This window comes from Variovorax monticola (assembly GCF_051216855.1).
GTDB lineage: Bacteria > Pseudomonadota > Gammaproteobacteria > Burkholderiales > Burkholderiaceae_C > Variovorax.
In genome coordinates this window covers 180941-197329 of the sequence record NZ_JBPJZP010000001.1, presented here as the reverse complement: position 1 = coordinate 197329, position 16389 = coordinate 180941, and the positions used below count along the sequence as shown (strand labels likewise).

Genomic DNA, 16389 nt, shown 5'->3' with positions numbered 1-16389 from the left:
CGCGGTGTGGCGTCGGTTGAAGGAAATGGCGTTCAAAAGCGCAGCCCCGCCTGCTTCATCAGCGGCAGGATGCGGTCGCCGAAAAATTCGAGGTCGGGCTTGAAGTCGAAAAAGCTCAGCTGCAGGCCGTCGACGCCCGCGCGCTTCAGCTGCACGAACTGCTCGACCACCTGCTCCGGCGTGCCGATGACCTCGATGTTTCCGCCGATGGCGCGGCGCTTGGGCGCGTCGTTGCCCACGCGGCCGCGCCAGGCGTGCGCGTCGCTGTCGAAGCGGTTGAAGCTGGTCTTGGGGTCGGCGTCCAGGTGCGCGACGATGGCGTCGTGGTAGTCCCAGGTCTCGCGCTCGGTCTCGCGGCTCACCACCATCGGGTTGAGCAGCGTTCGCACCTCGCGCCCCACGTCGCGTGCGGCCTGTTTCACGCGCGCGGTGTGCGCGGGCAGCGCCTCGATGGCGCTCGCGAAGGCGGAGCCGCTCGGGCTGGTGATGAAAACGATGTCCGAGTAGCGCGCCGCAAAGGCAATGCCCGCGTCGGAGCCCGTGGCGTTCACCAGCACCGGGCGGCCGAAGTTCGGCTTGGGCGAAACGAAGGCGCCATCGAGCTTCCACGGCGACTCGCCCTGGAACGACCAGTTCTCGGTGTCGGCCCACAGGCGCTGCACCGCTTCGAGAAACTCGGCCGCCAGCGCGTAGCGCCGGTCGTGCTCGATGCGGTGCGAGCCGAACATCTCGTGCTCCACCGCGCGATGGCCCGTCACCACGTTGATGCCCCAGCGCCCGCCCGAAATGTGGTCGAGCGTGGCCGCGTACTTGGCCAGGTGCAGCGGATGCAGCGGGCCGTAGAGCACATGGATGGTCGAGATCAGCATGATGCGGCGGGTCACCGCGGTGAGCGCCGCCGTGGTCATGAACGAGTCGAGCGCGTTGCCGTCGAACACGCCGCCGTAGCCGCCCTTGGGCAGCCACTGCGACAGCGCGAACACCAGGTCGAAGCCGAGCGACTCGGCCTTGAGCACCAGGTTCTTGTTGTAGTCGAAGCGCCAGTCGGTGGTGCGCGGCAGGGTCGACGCGCTCCAGCCACCCGCCTGGATCGGCAGGAACAGGCCCAGCAGCACGGGCTGGCGAAAGGCCTGCGAAATCGGGCTCTCGCTGAATTCGGTAGGCGCGACGAAGCGCTCCCACCCGGCAATGGCGCCGGGCCGGTTGGATATGGACATACGGAAATTACCTCAGGGGTTCATCGATTCTGGCGAGCCGACGCGCCGTTGGCACGCCCGGAATTCGCATATCGACATTCACGAAAGTGCAATGCGCGCGGCGCTCAGAAAACCCTGCCTTCTTCCAGGTGCGTGGTCGTGCCGTTGAGGTGGTAGTCACCAATCACGCGCGCCTTCTGCTGCAGCGGGTTGTGATTGAAGATGGTGCGCAGGTTGCGCCAGTGCCGGTCGAAGTTGTGCTGCCGCGAGGTGGCCGATGCGCCGCCCGCGTCGAACAGCCGCTCCGCCGCCTGCAGCGCGATGCGGCTGACCGCGAGCTGGGTCTTGGCGGTGGCCAGCGCGCCGTCGAGCACCAGCTGCACGGCGCTTTCGTCGTCGCCGCGCCGCAGCGCGTTCGCCGAACGGTCGAGGCGCCGCGCGTTGTCCGCGATCAGCGCGTCCACCGCGTGGGTGTGGGTGGCGAGGTCGCCGACCACCCACTGCGTGAAATGGTCTTCGCGGGCGGAGGCCGCCGGACTGTGCGCTGCCGGCCGGGCGTGCTGGCGCACGTAGTGCAATGCATCGCTGAACACGTTGCGCACGATGCCGCCGGCCACCGCCACCAGGTAGAGCTGCCGCAGCGACGACGCATGCCGCCGCTGCAGGCTGCGTTGCGCCGCGTGCACCACCTCGTCGGGGTGGACCTCCAGGCCGTTGAATTCCAGGCTGCCGCTGGCCGTGAGGCGCTGGCCCATGCCGTCCCAGTCGTCCTTCACGTGCAGGCCTTCGCGCCCGGTGGGCACGATCACGCTCGCGTCGCGGCCCTCTTCGTCGCGCACCGCGATGCTGGCGAAATCGGAGAAGGCGGTCCCGGTGGCGTAGTACTTGCTGCCGTTGAGCACCAGCCTGTCGCCCTGCCGCTCCAGCGCGGTGGTCACGGTGCCCGAACGCGGCGTGCCCAGTTCCGTGAAGGCGCCGCCGAACAGTGCGCCGTCGAGCACGCGCGCCAGCTGGCGCTCGCTGTTGGCGTCGGGCAGCGCGCTGGTCCAGAGCTCGATGGCGTTGTAGTGGGTGCGCAGCGCATGCGCCACGTTGGAGTCGGCCGCCGCGAGCGTGGCCACCACCTGCACAAGGTCTTCGATGGTGCCGCCCGGGCCGCCGCGCTCCGGCGGCACGCGCAGCGCGCCGAGTCCGGAGGCACGGAACAGCGCGAAGGCCTCGAAGGGCAGCGTGCGGTCGCGCTCGCGCTGCGCCGCGCCTTCGGCGATGGATGCGGCCAGCGCGGGCAGGCGCTGCAGCAGGGCCTGTAGTTCCGGTGCCTGCGCCGGGTCGGGCGCAGCGTGGAGGACGGCGTTCATTGCAATTCCTGAAGGGGTCGAGGGTGGCGAATATAGGCTCGCGCGGGCGTTGCTTTTCGCATAACCAAACTCGGATTTGTCGTTTCGATCTCGCATCTCGCTTTCACGGCGCATCGCATTTCGAAGATCGAAAAAATGCTAAGTGCGAGCGTGAATTTCCAAGACCATCGGTTGGACTTTCAACCACTTCCATCTGCCGGTACGGCGCTCCATTTCATGCTCTCTCTGCTGCTTCCTTCATTGCTCAAGAAACTCCGTTTCGACCGCCGGCTGGTTCACCTGGCGCTGGCGGCCCTGCCTTTCACGGCGGCTGCGCAGGCGCCCGTGCAAGGCGGCACGCTGACCTATGCCGTGTCGCAGGAACCCACGTCGCTCGTGTCCTTCCTCGACACCAAGACGGACAACCGCAACGTGAGCGCCAAGGTCACCGAAGGCCTGCTGCGCTACGACGCCAGGTTCACCCCGCAGCCGCTGCTGGCCACCGCGTGGCAGGTGAGCGCGGACGGCCTGAAGTACAGCTTCAAGCTGCGCCCCGGCGTGAAGTTCCACGACGGGCGCGACTTCACCGCCGAAGACGTGCGCTACTCCGTGCTCACGCAAAAGAAGCAAGGCCCGCGCGGGCGCATCACGCTGGCCAACGTCGAGCGCGTGGACACGCCCGACCCGCTCACCGCGGTGATCGTGCTGTCCAAGCCGGCGCCCTTCCTGCTGAAGTCGCTGTCGTCGGCGGAGCTGCCCATCGTGCCGGCGCACCGCTACGCCGACGGCGAGCCGCTGGGCAACCCCAACACCACGGCGCCCGTGGGCACCGGCCCGTTCGTGTTCGAGCAGTGGGTGCGCGGCAGCCACCTGGTGCTGCGCAAGAACCCGACCTACTGGCGCCAGGGCTACCCGCACCTGGACCGCGTGATCGTGAAGTTCGTGCGCGACCCGGCCGCCATTTCCACCGCGGTGGAAACCGGCGAAGTCGACGTGGCGCAAGGCGTGGGCCTGGCCGACCTGGAGCGGCTGTCCGCGAACCCGAAGCTCAAGGTGGACGACACCTACGACGGCTTCCTGAACAACGCCTCGTTCCTGGAGTTCAACCTCGAGAATCCGGTGCTGGCCAACGTGAAGGTGCGCCACGCCATCGCACAGGCCATCGACCGCAACTTCATTCGCAACACCATCTACTACAAGCGCGTGGAGGTGGTGAACTCCCCCGTGCCGCGCGTGCTGAGCGACTACTACGACGACAGCACCTTCCGCTACCCCTTCGACGTGGCAGCCGCCAACCGCCTGCTCGACGAAGCGGGCCAGCCCAGGCAGGCCAACGGCCAGCGCTTTTCGCTGCGCCTGAGCTACATCCCCGGCGCGGAGTTCAAGCGCACCACCGACTACCTGCGCTCGGCGCTGGCGCGCGTGGGCATCAAGGTCGAGGTGGTGGACGGCGACCTGCCCACCTTCTTGAAGCGCGTGTACAGCACGCGCGACTTCGACATCAACATCAACGGCCTGGGCCGCCTGTTCGACCCGACGGTGGGCGTGCAGCGCTTCTACTGGGGCGACGGGGTGCGCAACCCGCTGATCTGGATCAACGGCGCGCACTACGACAACCCGCAGGTCGACGAGCTGTTCCGACAGGCCGCCGTGGAACTCGACGCCGGCAAGCGCGCGGCGCAGTTCAAGCAGGTCCAGCAGATCGTCGGGCGCGAGCTGCCCGTGCTGCCGCTGGTGAGCGTGCCCCTGATCCAGGTGTACAGCGCACGCGTGCACAACCTCAACAACAGCATCGACCTGATGGCCGGCGACCTGGCCGACACCTGGATCGAGCCGCGCAAGTAAGACGGCGCGCACAAGACAACGAACGCCCAAGGAACCGCCATGACCACCCAGGACCTCAAGCCCCCCCATCTGCATTCACTGACCTATGCGAGCGCCCGCGCGCAAGCACAGGCGCTGGCGGACGGCCGCGTGTCGGCCGTCGACCTGCTCGAGCACGTGCTCGCGCGCATCGAGCGTTTCGACCAAGACATCAACGCGGTGGTGGTGCGCAACGACGAAGGCGCCCGCGCCGCGGCGCGCGAAGCCGATGCCGCCCTGGCACGCGGCGAGCGCCGGCCGCTGCTGGGCGTGCCGATCACCGTGAAGGAATCGTTCGACGTGGCCGGCTTCGTCACGAGCAGCGGCAACCCGGCCTATGCCGACAACGTCGCCAAGGCCGATGCACAGGCCGTGGCCGCCTTGCGCGAAGCCGGCGCCGTGATCATCGGCAAGAGCAACGTGCCGCTCGCGCTGGCCGACCTGCAGAGCTACAACGCCATCTACGGCGTGAGCAACAACCCGTGGGACCTCGCGCGCACGCCGGGCGGCTCGTCGGGCGGTTCGGCCGCCGCGCTGGCGGCGGGCTACGTGGCGCTGGAGCTGGGCACCGACATCGGCGGCTCGATCCGCATTCCCGCGCACTTCAACGGCGTGTACGGCCACAAGCCGACCGCGGGGCTGGTCGCGCTGGGCGGCACGGGCGTGCCTTCGGGCCGCGTGGCCGACCGCGACCTGACCGTGGCCGGACCGCTGGCGCGCACCGCCGCCGACCTGGAACTGGCACTGGACCTGCTGCTCAACCGCGAGCCGCTGGCCGCCAAGGCCTGGACGGCCACGCTGCCGCCCGCGCGCCACACGCGGCTGCAGGACTTTCGGGTGCTGGTCATCGACCAGTGGCCGGGCACCGAACGCAGCCTGCACGAGCAGCAGGTGGTCGAGCGCGTGGTGGACCGCCTGCGCACGCAGGGCGTGCAGGTGAGCCGCACGGCCGAAGTGCCGGCCGGCCTGCTGCCCGACCTGGCGCTGCAGCACCGCGTGTACCGCAGCCTGCTGGGCTCGTCGCTGGCGTCGCCGCCGGCACTGAGCGACGCGGCGCAGAAGCGGCTCGAAGCGCTTTCCGCCGACGACGACAGCGCCGACGCCGCCTGGCTGCGCGCGCCCACGCTGCGCCATGGCGCATGGCTGCGCGACAACGAAACCCGCCATGCGCTGCGCCACCAGTGGGAGCGCCTGTTCGAAACCTTCGACGTGGTCGTGACCCCGGTCGCGCCGCTGCCGGCCTTTACCCACAACCACAGCGAGCCCAAGGACGCGCGCACCTACCCGGTCGAGTTCGAGGACGGCACGCGCGAGGTGCGCTTTCTCGACCTGTTCCACTGGGCCGGCCTGCCCGTGCTGCCGGGCCTGCCGGCCACCAGCTTCCCCATCGGGCTCGACGCGCAGGGCCTGCCGGTGAGCGCGCAGGCCGTGGGCCCGTACCTGGAAGACCGCACGACCATCGCCTTCGCGCACCTGCTCGAACAGGTGTACGGCGGTTTCGTCGCGCCACCCGGCTACGACGTGGACACGGCGGCATGAGCCCCACGCCGCCGATCGACCGCAGGCGCTTTCATCGGCGCCTGCTCGGCGGGCTGGGCCTGCCGCTCGCGGCACCCGCGCTCTCTCGCGCCGCGACGCCGGCGCCGGCCGCCCCTCCGCGGCACACGCCGGGCAGCGTCGTCACCCTGCTCACCGCGCTGGAGCCGCCCACGCTGGTCGGTCTCGTCAACTCCGCCGCGGGCACCTTCCTGGTGTCGCCCAAGGCGGTGGAAGGCCTGCTGAGCTACGACTTCGACCTGCGCCCGCGCGCGCAACTCGCCGTGGCGTGGGAGGTGCAGCCCGACGGCCTGCAGTACACCTTCAGGCTGCGTCGCGGCGTGAAGTGGCATGACGGCCAGGACTTCACCTCGGCCGACGTCGCCTTCTCGATCCTCGCGCTGAAGGCCTCGCACCCGCGCGGGCGGGCCACCTTCGCGAGCGTGGCCGAGGTGCGCACGCCCGACGCGCACACCGCCGTGCTGGTGCTGAGCAAGCCCGCGCCGTTCCTGCTCACCGCGCTCGCGGCGGCGGAGTCGCCCATCGTGGCCAAGCATCTCTACGAGGGCAAGGACCTGGCCAGCCACCCGGCCAACAACGCGCCCATCGGCACGGGCCCCTTCGTCTTCAAGGAGTGGGTGCGCGGCAGCCATGTGCTGTACGAGCGCAACCCGAACTACTGGGACGCGGGCAAGCCGTACATCGACCGGCTGGTGGTGCGCTTCATTCCCGACCCCGCCGCGGCCGCCGCCGCGCTGGAGAGCGGCACGGTCGACCTGGCGGGCGCCACGCCCGTGCCCATTCCCGACCTCGACCGCCTGAAGGACGTGCCGCACCTCAGCCTGGACACGCGCGGCAACGAATACTTCAACAACTCGACCACCCGCATCGAGTTCAACCTGGACAACCGCTACTTCAGGCACGCCAAGGTGCGCCAGGCCGTGGCGCATGCGATCGACCGCGACGTGATCCTGAAGACGGTGTGGTACGGCTACGGCGTGGCCGCGCCCGGGCCCATTTCGCCGGTGCTCAAGGGCTTCTACGACCCGAAGGTGGCGGTGCCGCGCTTCGACCGCAAGCGCGCCGAGGCGCTGCTGGACGAGGCCGGTTTTCCGCGCGGCACCGACGGGGTGCGCTTTCGCGTGAGCCACGACGTGTTCGACGGCGGCGGCAACCGCGTGGGCCAGTACATCCGGCAGGCGCTGGCGCGCGTGGGCATCGACGTTTCCGTGCGCACGCAGGAGTTCGGCAGCTACATCAAGCGCGTGTACACCGAGCGCGACTTCGACTTCAACAACCAGGGCATGAGCCAGATGTTCGACCCCACGGTGGGCATCCAGCGCTTCTACTGGTCGAAGAACTTCCGCCCCGGCGTGCCGTTTTCGAACGGCGCGCACTACGACAACCCCGAGGTCGACCGGCTGCTCGAAGCCGCGGCCGTGGAGAACGACGCCTCGAAACGGCGCGCGCTCTTCAGCGAGTTCCAGCGCGTGATCGCCACCGAGCTGCCAACCATCGGCCTGGTGGCCGTCGCGCAGGTCACGGTCGCCAACCGGCGCATCGGCGGCCACACGGTCGGCGCCGAAGGGCTCTCGGGCAACTTCGCCGACATCCACATCAAAGCCAGCGCATGAACCACCCCGACCTTCCCCGCCGACTGCTGCTTCAGGGCGGCGCCAGCCTCGGCCTTGCCGGCCTCGCCGGCTTCCCATCCGCATGGGCCCAAGCCCCCGCGGCAACGACCGGCATCGCGCCCGTGCGCGGCGGCACGCTCACCGTGCTGATCGAGCCCGAGCCGCCCACGCTCACCACCATCGCGCATTCGGCGGGCGCGTCGGTGCTGATCTCGGCCAAGACCGCCGAAGGCCTGCTGACCTACGACTTCGACCTGACGCCGCAGCCGCAGCTGGCCACCGCGTGGGCCGTGAGCAGCGACGGACTGCAATACACCTTCACGCTGCGCAAGGGCGTGAAGTGGCACGACGGCAAGCCCTTCACCTCGGCCGACGTGGCGCATTCGATCGGCCTGCTCAAGCAGTACCACCCGCGCGGGCGCGCCACCTTCTCGAGCGTGGCCGAGGTGCGCACGCCCGACGCCTACACCGCGGTGCTGGTGCTGTCCAAACCCGTGCCTTACCTGCTCACGGCGCTGTCGGCCTCCGAGTCGCCCATCGTGCCCAAGCACCTGTACGACACTGGCAAGGCCGACGCCAACCCGGCCAACAACGCGCCCGTCGGCACGGGCCCCTTCGTCTTCAAGGAGTGGGTGCGCGGCAGCCATGTGACTTACGAGCGCAATCCCGACTACTGGGACAGTCCCAAACCCTATGTCGACCGGCTCATCGTGCGCTTCATTCCGGACGCCGCCGCGCGCGCCGCGGCCATCGAGAAGGGCGAGGTGCACCTGAGCCCCGGCACGCCCGTGCCGCTGGGTGACGTGGAGCGGCTGCGCGCCAAGCCGAACCTGGTGTTCGAACCCAACGGCTACCAGTACATCAACAACGTGTCGCGCATCGAGTTCAACCTGGAGAACCCCGCGTTGCAGGACCTGCGCGTGCGCCAGGCCATTGCGCACGCCATCAACCGGCAGGTGATTCAGAAGACCGTGTGGTACGGCCAGGGCCGGCTGATTCCCGGCCCGGTGCACCCGGCGCTGAAGAAGTTCTATGTGCCCGACCTGCCGGTGCTGCCGCACGACGTGAAGCAGGCCGAGGCCCTGCTCGACGCCGCAGGCCTCACGCGGGGCAAGGCCGGGCCCAACCTGCGGCTGAAGCTGGCCGTGACGCCCATCCCCATCGAAGGCGGCCTGCGCACCGCCGAGTACCTGAAGCAGAGCCTGGGGCGCATCGGCATCGAGGTGACCATCAACTCGCAGGACTTCGCCACCTACGTGCGGCGCGTGTACACCGAGCGCGCCTTCGACCTGCACGTGAGCGTGATGAGCAACACCTTCGACCCGACGGTGGGCATCCAGCGGCTGTACTGGTCGAAGAACTTCAAGAAGGGGCTGCCGTTCTCCAACGGCTCGGGCTACAACAACCCCGAGGTCGACCGGCTGCTGGAGGCCGCCGCCGTCGAGGTGGACGAGGGGCGCCGCCGCGCGGCCTTCACGGAATTCCAGCGTCACATCGTGCGCGACCTGCCCGACATCACGCTGCTGGCGCTGGACAACTACACCATCGCGGACCGCCGCGTGCGCGGGCACACGGTGAGTGCGGACGGGATTGCGGGGAACCTGGCCAGTGCGTGGACAGCCGCGTGAACGCACCCGTCTTGCTCCCTCCCCTTCCGGGGGAGGGCTGGGGTGGGGGCAAGCGGCGTATCCACCGGGCGCTCTGCCTGCCCCCATCCCAGCCTTCCCCCAGAGGGGGAAGGAGCAAATTCGACACGCACCGGTCAACCAGACAGGAGAACATTCCATGACTTCATCCACTCCCCCCACAAGCCCCGACGTCCTCTGGTACACCCGCTGCCCCGTGCCTTCCCCACTGGGCATCGCCGCGCGCCAGGGCTGGCTGGCCCAGACCTTCGCCGAGGAAGGCATCGCCATCGAATCGATCATCGACTCGAAGGACCGCAGCGTGCGCGAGAGCCACTTCGACCATCACCTGGCGTGGTCCTTTCGCCAGGGCGGCAACATTCCGCCGATCTGGGCGCGCGCCAAGGGGCGCGCCACGCGGCTGGTGGCCATCACCTGGACCGACGAGTTCCAGGCCATCGTCACGCTGCCGGGGCGCGGCATCGCGTCCATCGAGCAGCTCGCCGGCCGGCGCTTCGCGGTGCCGCGCCGCGTGAACGACCTGATCGACTTTCACCGCGCGACCGCGCTGAAAGGCGTGGTCTCCGGACTGTCGCTGGCCGGCCTGACGACGAAGGACCTGACGCTGGTGGAGCTGCCCATCGAGGAGTCGGTGATCCTTGCGCAGGGAGAGCCCAGCCTGTTCGGGCTGCGCCGCCGCCATCCGTACTTTCGCGAGGTCGAGGCGCTGGTCGGCGGCGAGGTGGACGCCATCTTCCTCAAGGGCGCCGAAGGCGTGGTGGTGGCGAACCTGATCGGCGCGCAGGTGGTGGCCGAGTTCGGCAACCACCCCGACCCGAAGGTGCGCATCAACAACGGCACGCCGCGCGTGCTGACGGTGGACGACGCGCTCTCGCAGCAGCGCCCCGACCTGGTGGTGCGCCTGCTCGACGTGGTGGCGCGCGCGGGACGCTGGGCCGAGGCGCACCCGGACGAGACCCTGCGCTTCGTGGCCAAAGAGATCTCCACCAGCGAAGAGGCGGTGCTGGCATCGAACGGGCCCGAGGTGCACAGGCACCTGGGCATCGGCCTGGACGCACCGCTGGTCGCGGCCATCGGGCACTTCAAGGACTTCTTGCTCGAATGGGGCTTCCTGCCCGCCGACTTCGACCTCGATGCCTGGGTCGACCACGCACCGCTGCGCACGCTGCTGGCGCAGGCAGCGCACAAGGCCGTCACTGAGACTGCCGAAACCTCCGAACCCGCTGCATGGGCGACCGCCGCATGAGTGCAACGCCCCGCATCCTCGTAACGGGCGCGACCGGGCGCCTGGGCCAGCTGCTCGTGCCCCGCCTGCTGGCGCGCGGCGCCACGGTGCGCGCGCTGACGCGCGATGCGGCACGGGCCGGCGCGCTGCGCGCGCAAGGCACCGAGGCGGCCGTCGCCGACTTCGACGACGCTGCTGCGTTGCGCCATGCGCTGCGAGAGGTGTCGCATCTCTTCCTGCTGTCGCCGATCACGCCCACGCTGGCGGCGCAACAGATCGCGGTGATCGAAGCCGCCGCGGCAGCCGGCGTGCAGCGCATCGTCAAGCTGTCGGGCTCGCACTGGACCATCGCGCCGCCGGGGCGATCGTTGTCGGGCGACGCGCACGGCCAGATCGAGGCGGCGCTGGCGCGCACGGGCATCGCGCACCGCGTGCTGCGCCCGAACGCCTGGCTGCAGGTGATGCTGGCGCGCGTGGCCGCGGAGCTGGCGGCCGGCGACGTGCTGCATGCGCCGCCGGGCGATCCACGCGTGGCCTTCATCGATGCGCGGGACATTGCGGACGTGGCGGTGGAGGCGCTGTTCGAACAGAACAGCGCACCCGGGGCCTCACCCGCGCCGTGGGTGCTCACGGGCGCCACGGCCGTGGGCTACGACGACATTGCGCGCATCGCTTCCGCGCTCACGGGCCGCACCATCGTCGCCACGCCGCTGTCCGCGCAAGCACTGCAGCAGCGCCAGGCCGCGAACGCACCGTCGCCCTACATCGCGCGCGTGCACGCGCAGTTCGCCGAACTCATCGCCGCGGGCGAAGCCGCGCCCGTGACAGGCACGGTCGTCGATGTGCTCGGTCGCGCACCGCGCACGGTGGAGGCCTTCCTGGCCGAGACGCTGCGCCGGTGATCGGCGTGCCGGGCGCAGCCGCGACGAATCAGGCGTTCTGCCAACTCTTGTAGACGAACTCGAGGCTGTAGCCGTCCGGGTCCAGCACATTGGCGGCGTAGTAGCGCGGGTCGTAGTGCAGGCGCGCGCCCGGCGCGCCGTTGTCGGTGGCGCCGGCCGCTATCGACGCGGCGTAGGCCGCATCGACCTCGCGCGTGCCCGCCGCCACGAACCCGACGTGAACCGCCTGCCCTTGCGCCACACCCTGGCGCAGCCAGAAGAACACGCGCCCCCTGGCGCCGAAGCCCTTGAGGTCCGGGTGCCCGGGCGGGCCGTCGCTGCCGTCGTAGTCGAGCCGGTCGGTGATGCCCAGGGGGGCGAGTGCGGCCGTGTAGAAGGCGATGGAGCGGCCGAGGTCGCCCACGGAAAGAAAGACATGGTCGAGCATGTGAAAGCCTCGCTGTTCTAGATGTTGTAGCCGCCGGCGACTTCGATCGACTGCCCGTTGATCCAGCCGCTGTCCTCGGACAGGAGGTGGGCGATGACGCGGGCCACATCTTGCGCCTCGCCCACGCGGCCGAGCGCGGTCTGCGCTGCGAGCACCGCTTCGAACGCGTCGGTGAGACCACCGCCGAGCTCGGTGCGAATCGCGCCCGGCGACACCGCGTTGGCCCGGATGCGGCGCTCGCCGAACTCCTTGGCCATGTAGCGCGTCAGCACCTCCAGGCCGCCCTTGAAGGCGGCGTACGGCGCCACGCCCGCGGTGGCCACGCGCGTGGTCGCGCTGGTGAGGTTCACGATGCTCGCGCCCTGCGCCATCAGCGGCAGCAACGCCTGGGTCAGGAAGAAGGGGCCTTTCAGATGGACGTTCATGAGGCCGTCGAACTGCGCTTCGGTCACCGTCTCGATCGGGTTGAAGAGGCCGTAGCCGGCGTTGTTGACCAAGCCGTCCAATGTCGTGCGCGCCCACGTCGATGCCAGTGCGTGCTGCACGCTGTCGCGAAAGGCGGCAAAGCTCGCGGCGTCGCCCACGTCCAGCGCGAGCGCCACGGCCTTGCCGCCGACGCCTTCGATCTGCTCGACCACCGCGCGGGCTGCAGCCGGGTTGCTGTTCCAGGTAAGGATGACGCCCATGCCGCGGCGGGCACATTCGAGGGCGGTGCTGGCGCCGATGCCGCGGCTTGCGCCAGTGATGAGGATGACTTTCATGTGTTGCTCCAGGTCCGATGAGGTAAGCCTGGACGATAGGCCGCACAGCACTTTCGAGCCCACCGGTTCCTGCCTCAAGGCTGCCTGTTCCTGCTTTTTCTTGCGCCGAGCGTCTCCTTGCGGTCTGATGCACGCCATGAAGGAACAACTGAAGGAGCTCAGGGCGCTGGCCGCTGGAGCGCAAAACCGGCGCACGGAAACCGGCATCCCGCGCGTGGCGATGGTGCAGGGCGCGATCCCCGAGCACCAGCTCGCGGCGGTCTACGAACCGATGGTCAACCTGATTCTTCAGGGGAGCAAGTCGATGACCGTGGGCGACCGCACGCTGCACTACGACCCGGCCACCTACTTCGTGATGTCGATCGACCTGCCCGCCATCGGCCAGGTGCGCGCGAGCAGTACCGGGCAGCCCTACCTCGCCGTCAGCCTGACGCTGGACCCGGCCATCGTGTCGGCCCTGCTGACCGACCTGCCCAAAGCTGCCGAAGCCTACGACCGGGAAGGCTTCTCGGTCGCCGCCGTCACGCCGGAGCTGATGGACGCGTGGGTGCGCATGCTGCGCCTGATGAACAGCCCGGCCGACATCGCGGCACTGGCCCCCGCCTACGAGCGGGAGATTCTTTACCGCGTGCTGCAGGGACCGCACGGCGGCATGCTGCGCGACATCGCCACGCCCGACACCGCGATGGCGCGGGTGAGCCTGGCGATCCAGTGGATCCGGCGCAACTTCGCGCGGCCTTTGCGGGTGGAGACCCTGGCACAGAAGGCGGCGATGAGCGTGTCGGCCTTTCACCGGCATTTCAAGGCCGTGACCGCGCTCAGCCCGCTGCAGTACCAGAAGCGCGTTCGGCTGCTGCAGGCCCGCACGCTGCTCGTGGCCGGCGGCCGCAACGTGACCGCGGCCGCCTTCGAGGTGGGCTACGAAAGCCCCAACCAGTTCAGCCGCGAATATGCGCGCGCGTTCGGGCTTCCGCCTGCACAGGATTCGGCCCGCATCCTCGGCGATATCCGGGCCCCGCGAATGCCAGCTTGAGCTGGCCGGCGGCGCATCGGGGCGGCAGACCGCTTTCGTGCTTGCTTATGCGGAAGTCTTCGTAGCCACGCCCGTGACCGCGGGGCTATGGTGCCGCCGATCTCTCTTCAAGCGCACCCATGTCCCTCACCGCAGAAATCATTCAGCCCGCCGCGGCGGCCACGTCCACCCCGGCGACGGCGATCTCCGCCGCCACGCTGCACCAATGGCTGCAGGACGGCCGCGAACTCGCGCTGCTCGACATCCGCGAGCACGGCCAGTACGGCGAAGGCCATCCCTTCTTCGCGGTGCATGCCGGCTACAGCCGCCTCGAAACCGAGGTGGCGCGCCTGGTGCCGCGCCGCGCCACCCGCACGGTGCTGTTCGACGACGGCGATGCAGGCCCGGCGCTGGCGCAGCGCGCGGCCGGCCGGCTCGCGGCCTTGGGCTACGACGATGTGTCGGTGCTGGCCGGCGGCGCACCGGCCTGGGCAGGCGCGGGCCACACGCTGTTCAAGGGCGTGAACCTGCCCTCGAAGACCTTCGGCGAAATCGCCGAACACGCCTTCGAGGTGCCGCACATCGGCGCGCGCGAACTGGCCGAGCGACAGCGCACGGGCGAGCCGCTGGTGCTGCTGGACGGCCGCACGCTCGAAGAGCACCGCAAGATGACGCTGCCCGGCGCCATTCCCGTGCCCAACGGCGAGCTGGCCCTGCGCTGGCGCACGCTGGTGCCGGACGCGACCACGACCATCGTGGTGCACTGCGCGGGCCGCACGCGCAGCATCGTCGGCGCGCAGATCCTGCGCGACCTGGGCGTGCCGAACCCGGTGCTCGCGCTGGAGAACGGCACGCAGGGGTGGGCACTCGCGGGCCTCGAACTCGAACGCGGCAGCGCCCGGGCGTTGCCACCGCCGCCCGATGCGGCGCAGCGCCAGGCCGCGCGCGAAGACGCCGCGGCGGCGGCCCGGCGCGCCAACGTGCCGGTGCTCACCGCCACCGAGGCGCAGGCCTGGCTCGACGACGGCACCCGCACCACCTTCGTGTTCGACGTGCGCACGGCGGAAGAATTCGCGGCGGGCGGCCTGCAGGGCGCGCGCCATGCGGCCGGCGGCCAGCTGCTGCAGGCCACCGACCTGCAGGTCGGCGTGCGCCACGCCCGCGTGCTGGTGCTGGACGACGACGGCGTGCGCGCGCCGGTGGTGGCCCTGTGGCTGCGCCGGCTCGGCTTCGATGCAGCGCTGGTCGAAGACGGTTTGGCCGCCGACCTGCGCGTGCCCGTGCGTGCGCCCGTGCGGCTGCCGCCGGTGGTGGCAGGCGCGGACGCCGAAGCGCTCTCCGCCTGGCGCGACGACACCGACGCGCCGCCCGCGGTGCTCGACCTGCGGCCCTCGCCCGCCTACCGCGCGCGACATGCACGCGGCGCGGCCTGGTCGATTCGCCCGCGCGTGGTGGCCGATGCGCAGGCCGCGACGGGCGGCGACCTGCAGCACCCGGTGCTGCTGATCGCGCCCGACGAAACCGCCGCACGCCTGGCCGCGCAAGACCTGCGAGAGGCCGGGTGGCAGCAGCTCTGGTGGGCGCGCGCCGAAGCGGTCGAGTCCGCGGGCTGGGCACAACAGGCCACGCCCGCGTCGCCGCCCGATGCCGAGGCCATCGACTACCTGCTCTTCGTGCACGACCGCCACGACGGCAACCTGGAGGCCGCGCGCCGCTACCTCGACTGGGAACTGGGCCTCATTGCCCAGTGCGCGCCCGAGGAACTGGCCGCGTTCCGCGTGCCCGAGGGTGCGCACCCAAGTTCGCACTGAAAACCGCATATCGATAGTCGAAGGCGTTCGTTGTGGGCGCGGGCGCGGCCCTGGAAGATTGCCGCTTGCCTCGCTACGCCTTTTTTCAGGCTTCCCATTCGATGACTTTCCGCCCGCGCCCCTTCTTTCCTTCTTCCCGCATCGCCATCGCCCTGGCCACGCTGCTGTGCATCGGCGCGGGCGCGGCCCATGCCGACGCAACCCTGGACCGCATCAAGCAGCGCGGCAAGGTCTCCATCGGCGTGATGGTGAACGGCGGGCCTTTCGGCTCGATCGACCCCGCCACGCAGCAACTGATCGGCTGGAACCCCGACCTGGCGCGCGACCTGGCCAAGCAACTGGGCACCGAGGTCGAGCTGGTGCAGGTGCAGCCGTCGAACCGCGTGCAGTTCCTGCAATCGGGCAAGGTCGACCTGCTGATCGCCTCGATGGAATACAACGCCGACCGCGGCGAGATCCTGGGCTACGTGCCCACGCCGTTCTACCGCGTGGGCGGCACGGCCGCCGTGCTGAAGACCAGCGGCATCGCCAAGTGGGAAGACCTGCGCGGCAAGATCGTCTGCGCGTCGCAGGGCAGCAGTTTCGTGAAGCCGCTGCAGGAGCAGTACGGTGCGCAGGTGCGCGGCTTCAAGACGTCGTCCGAATCGCTGTTGGCGCTGCGCGGCGGCAACTGCGTGGCGGCCGTGCACGATTCCACGCTGATCCAGCCGCTGTTGCGCAGCAACGCCGAATGGGCCGGTTATGCAGCGCCGATCACCGAAGAGATCCTGCCCGCACCTTCCGTCGTCTGGACCCGCAAGGGCGAGGCCGACACCATCGCGGCGGTCGACAAGGTGGTGAAGCAGTGGCACCGCACGGGCTGGTTGATCGAGACCGAGAAGCGCAACCACATCGAGCCGCCGCAGCCGCTGTTGCCTGAGCTGCAGGCGAAGCTGCGCGCCGCGCCCTGATTTTTTTGTTCGGGGCGCGTGCGAAGAACGCCGGGTTCTTCGCTGATCGACGACCGCCCTGAAGACGCTCACGTCGATGGGGTGCCTTG

The 16389-nt window shown here is 69.9% G+C and carries 13 protein-coding genes; 9 read left to right on the top strand and 4 right to left on the bottom strand.

The window, feature by feature from the left end; translation table 11 throughout:
- Positions 1–32: 32 nt before the first annotated feature.
- Complete coding sequence (locus ACSFA5_RS00830; RefSeq protein ID WP_435442106.1) at positions 33–1217, bottom strand: LLM class flavin-dependent oxidoreductase; 1185 nt, start codon at positions 1215–1217, stop codon at positions 33–35.
- Positions 1218–1321: 104 nt separating this feature from the next.
- Positions 1322–2554 (bottom strand): acyl-CoA dehydrogenase family protein, encoded by a 1233-nt coding sequence (locus ACSFA5_RS00825; RefSeq protein WP_435442105.1) that lies wholly within the window; start codon positions 2552–2554, stop codon positions 1322–1324.
- A 216-nt stretch (positions 2555–2770) separates the two neighbouring features.
- On the opposite strand from ACSFA5_RS00825, the gene ACSFA5_RS00820 reads away from it, so the two are divergent.
- The 6 genes from ACSFA5_RS00820 to ACSFA5_RS00795 all read left to right on the top strand — a co-directional run bounded on the left by ACSFA5_RS00820 (position 2771) and on the right by ACSFA5_RS00795 (position 11339).
- Positions 2771–4378, top strand: coding sequence for an ABC transporter substrate-binding protein (locus ACSFA5_RS00820; RefSeq protein ID WP_435442104.1), 1608 nt, complete (start codon positions 2771–2773; stop codon positions 4376–4378).
- Between the two features lie 39 nt (positions 4379–4417).
- Positions 4418–5935: an amidase gene (locus ACSFA5_RS00815; RefSeq protein ID WP_435442103.1), complete on the top strand. Its 1518-nt coding sequence runs from the start codon at positions 4418–4420 to the stop codon at positions 5933–5935.
- Entirely contained in the window at positions 5932–7566 is a 1635-nt protein-coding gene (locus ACSFA5_RS00810; RefSeq protein WP_435442102.1) for an ABC transporter substrate-binding protein, read from the top strand. The genes ACSFA5_RS00815 and ACSFA5_RS00810 overlap by 4 nt, the downstream gene beginning before the upstream one ends.
- Positions 7563–9194: an ABC transporter substrate-binding protein gene (locus ACSFA5_RS00805; RefSeq protein WP_435442101.1), complete on the top strand. Its 1632-nt coding sequence runs from the start codon at positions 7563–7565 to the stop codon at positions 9192–9194. The genes ACSFA5_RS00810 and ACSFA5_RS00805 overlap by 4 nt, the downstream gene beginning before the upstream one ends.
- A 157-nt stretch (positions 9195–9351) precedes the next feature.
- Positions 9352–10458: an ABC transporter substrate-binding protein gene (locus tag ACSFA5_RS00800; RefSeq protein ID WP_435442100.1), complete on the top strand. Its 1107-nt coding sequence runs from the start codon at positions 9352–9354 to the stop codon at positions 10456–10458.
- A complete protein-coding gene (locus tag ACSFA5_RS00795) occupies positions 10455–11339 on the top strand; it encodes an NmrA family NAD(P)-binding protein (protein WP_435442099.1) in 885 nt (294 codons plus the stop codon). The genes ACSFA5_RS00800 and ACSFA5_RS00795 overlap by 4 nt, the downstream gene beginning before the upstream one ends.
- Before the next feature lie 28 nt (positions 11340–11367).
- Here ACSFA5_RS00795 and ACSFA5_RS00790 read toward each other — a convergent pair whose 3' ends face one another.
- Positions 11368–11766, bottom strand: coding sequence for a VOC family protein (locus ACSFA5_RS00790; RefSeq protein WP_435442098.1), 399 nt, complete (start codon positions 11764–11766; stop codon positions 11368–11370).
- 17 nt (positions 11767–11783) lie between these two features.
- Positions 11784–12527: an SDR family NAD(P)-dependent oxidoreductase gene (locus ACSFA5_RS00785; protein WP_435442097.1), complete on the bottom strand. Its 744-nt coding sequence runs from the start codon at positions 12525–12527 to the stop codon at positions 11784–11786.
- Positions 12528–12663: 136 nt separating this feature from the next.
- On the opposite strand from ACSFA5_RS00785, the gene ACSFA5_RS00780 reads away from it, so the two are divergent.
- From ACSFA5_RS00780 to ACSFA5_RS00770, 3 genes are all read left to right on the top strand, one after another.
- Positions 12664–13560, top strand: coding sequence for an AraC family transcriptional regulator (locus ACSFA5_RS00780; RefSeq protein WP_435442096.1), 897 nt, complete (start codon positions 12664–12666; stop codon positions 13558–13560).
- Between the two features lie 119 nt (positions 13561–13679).
- A complete protein-coding gene (locus ACSFA5_RS00775) occupies positions 13680–15350 on the top strand; it encodes a rhodanese-like domain-containing protein (RefSeq protein ID WP_435442095.1) in 1671 nt (556 codons plus the stop codon).
- Between the two features lie 101 nt (positions 15351–15451).
- On the top strand, positions 15452–16300 hold the full coding sequence (locus ACSFA5_RS00770) for a transporter substrate-binding domain-containing protein (RefSeq protein WP_435442094.1): 849 nt from the start codon (positions 15452–15454) through the stop codon (positions 16298–16300).
- Positions 16301–16389 lie beyond the last annotated feature (89 nt).

Bases quoted from the DNA above. Each gene is read 5' to 3' on its own strand.
- ACSFA5_RS00830 (WP_435442106.1), bottom strand. From the start codon at position 1,217: ATGTCCATATCCAACCGGCCCGGCGCCATTGCCGGGTGGGAGCGCTTC.
- ACSFA5_RS00825 (WP_435442105.1), bottom strand. From the start codon at position 2,554: ATGAACGCCGTCCTCCACGCTGCGCCCGACCCGGCGCAGGCACCGGAA.
- ACSFA5_RS00820 (WP_435442104.1), top strand. From the start codon at position 2,771: ATGCTCTCTCTGCTGCTTCCTTCATTGCTCAAGAAACTCCGTTTCGAC.
- ACSFA5_RS00815 (WP_435442103.1), top strand. From the start codon at position 4,418: ATGACCACCCAGGACCTCAAGCCCCCCCATCTGCATTCACTGACCTAT.
- ACSFA5_RS00810 (WP_435442102.1), top strand. From the start codon at position 5,932: ATGAGCCCCACGCCGCCGATCGACCGCAGGCGCTTTCATCGGCGCCTG.
- ACSFA5_RS00805 (WP_435442101.1), top strand. From the start codon at position 7,563: ATGAACCACCCCGACCTTCCCCGCCGACTGCTGCTTCAGGGCGGCGCC.
- ACSFA5_RS00800 (WP_435442100.1), top strand. From the start codon at position 9,352: ATGACTTCATCCACTCCCCCCACAAGCCCCGACGTCCTCTGGTACACC.
- ACSFA5_RS00795 (WP_435442099.1), top strand. From the start codon at position 10,455: ATGAGTGCAACGCCCCGCATCCTCGTAACGGGCGCGACCGGGCGCCTG.
- ACSFA5_RS00790 (WP_435442098.1), bottom strand. From the start codon at position 11,766: ATGCTCGACCATGTCTTTCTTTCCGTGGGCGACCTCGGCCGCTCCATC.
- ACSFA5_RS00785 (WP_435442097.1), bottom strand. From the start codon at position 12,527: ATGAAAGTCATCCTCATCACTGGCGCAAGCCGCGGCATCGGCGCCAGC.
- ACSFA5_RS00780 (WP_435442096.1), top strand. From the start codon at position 12,664: ATGAAGGAACAACTGAAGGAGCTCAGGGCGCTGGCCGCTGGAGCGCAA.
- ACSFA5_RS00775 (WP_435442095.1), top strand. From the start codon at position 13,680: ATGTCCCTCACCGCAGAAATCATTCAGCCCGCCGCGGCGGCCACGTCC.
- ACSFA5_RS00770 (WP_435442094.1), top strand. From the start codon at position 15,452: ATGACTTTCCGCCCGCGCCCCTTCTTTCCTTCTTCCCGCATCGCCATC.